This window comes from Oceanobacillus luteolus (assembly GCF_042678205.1).
Taxonomy (GTDB): Bacteria; Bacillota; Bacilli; order Bacillales; family Amphibacillaceae; genus Oceanobacillus; species Oceanobacillus luteolus.
In genome coordinates this window covers 1-1,657 of the sequence record NZ_JBHUDE010000080.1, presented here as the reverse complement: position 1 = coordinate 1,657, position 1,657 = coordinate 1, and the positions used below count along the sequence as shown (strand labels likewise).

Annotated in this window: 1 protein-coding gene; it reads left to right on the top strand. The window is 43.2% G+C overall.

Going from position 1 to position 1,657, the window contains the following annotated elements:
* The first annotated feature begins 188 nt into the window (after positions 1–188).
* The gene (locus ACFSBH_RS12275; RefSeq protein ID WP_251518023.1) at positions 189–1,538 is read left to right on the top strand and encodes an ISLre2 family transposase; all 1,350 of its coding nucleotides are present in this window, start codon (positions 189–191) and stop codon (positions 1,536–1,538) included.
* The last annotated feature ends 119 nt before the right edge of the window (positions 1,539–1,657 follow it).

Here is a 1,657-nt window from a genome sequence, read left to right as displayed (position 1 = left end):
GTTAGAGTAAAATGTTTGTGGGAGAACATATACCCTGTCTTTGGTGTTGAAGTCGCAAGACTTCAACACCAAAGACAGGGCAAGCAAGCGAAGCGCGGTAGTATAAAGGGCGTTTTACGTGAAAAAGAGGACCCAATTTTATATAGTTAGAGTCTACCAAAACAACAACTATAGAAAGAGGTCCTCCAATGAAAGATATCATATCTACGCTGACAATGAAAGAGTTAGAACAAATTACTTATCGCGCACTACAAGAAAGTTTTTCCCAAGTGATGGCGGAAACCCTCCGGGAATTAGATGAAGCTATTGCTTCCGGAAGAGATAAAAAAAGGTTTTACCTAAAAGATAAACGAACGCTAAAGTTTGAATCTGTCTTTGGGCAGGTGGAATTGAAACGGAATTATTATCAAGATAAGGAAACTGGAAAGTATGTCTACTTATTGGATCAATACTTAGCTTTTGACGGTACCAAAGGAATGAGTCCAGTCGTACAAGACTTGGCTATCGAACTGGCTGTAACGGGAGTCTCTTACCGACAAGCGGGGAAGGCAATGGAGAAGCTTTTGGGCTATCCAGTTATCAGTCACGAAGGCATCCGCCAACAGCTTTTGAATACAGAAGTTATTCCAGAAGAGTCCGTACCACTGGAACAAGAGGTGTTATTTGTCGAGGTGGATGGTCTATACACCAAAAGCCAGAAGAAAGGGAGAAAAGGGAGAGAAGTAAAAATAGCCAGTATTCATCAAGGCTGGGAAAGGAATGGAAAACGGGCAAAGCTTGTGGAGAAACGGCACTTTATTCACGAAGGAAACTTACCGTTCTGGGAGGAATTTGAGCAGTATCTCATGACGACTTACCACTACGAACCCACGAAGCATCACCTCGTGATCAACGGGGATGGAGCAAAGTGGATTACCTCCTGTAGAGACTACTTTCGGCATAACGCAATATTTGTCATTGATCGTTTTCATGTGGCGCGTGATGTGCAGCGCATTTTCCGTGAACACCCCAGATACCGTTCGGTTCGAAAAAAGTTGGCAGCATACGATTCGGAGGGTTTTATGGCGGAATTAAATAGTGCGGTAGGTACGCTTGAAAATGAAAAGAAAGAAGAACGGTTGGAAGAGTTAATCGCACAACTTTCCCAGTATCCAGAGGCATTAGGAGATTATCGCAAAAAGCTGGAGAAAAAAGGCATAGATACAACGGGCTTCCGTCCAATGGGAAGTGCAGAGGGAACCATGAGTGTGTTTGCCAGAAGACTGAAGAATGGTCGCAGTTGGAGTAAGGAAGGGCTTGATAAATTCATTGATGTGATGGTCGCTCTGAAAGACAACTTGGAAATTAAAACACTGCACGGCATCCTGGAACAGACACAAGAACTGAAGCAGGAACCTAAGGCGGAAAAACCGCCAAAACACTTCGTTGAGAAGCTCAAAGACAGCTCCGCGGAAGCAACGCGCAATAACTTAGGTTACCTCAAACAAGCGATTGGGAAGCCAATTACCGCAGCATTGAAAGGCTTGCGCGGAATTTAAAAAATAGAAGAACCCAAACATTTTAGAGCAATATAGGGTTGATAACGCTAACAAAACACTGGACGAAAACAGTATAAAATAAGGGACTTAAAAAACTCCCACAAGTACTTGACTCAATC

Excerpts from the sequence above, each read along its gene's own strand:
- ACFSBH_RS12275 (WP_251518023.1), top strand. The coding sequence starts at position 189 with ATGAAAGATATCATATCTACGCTGACAATGAAAGAGTTAGAACAAATT.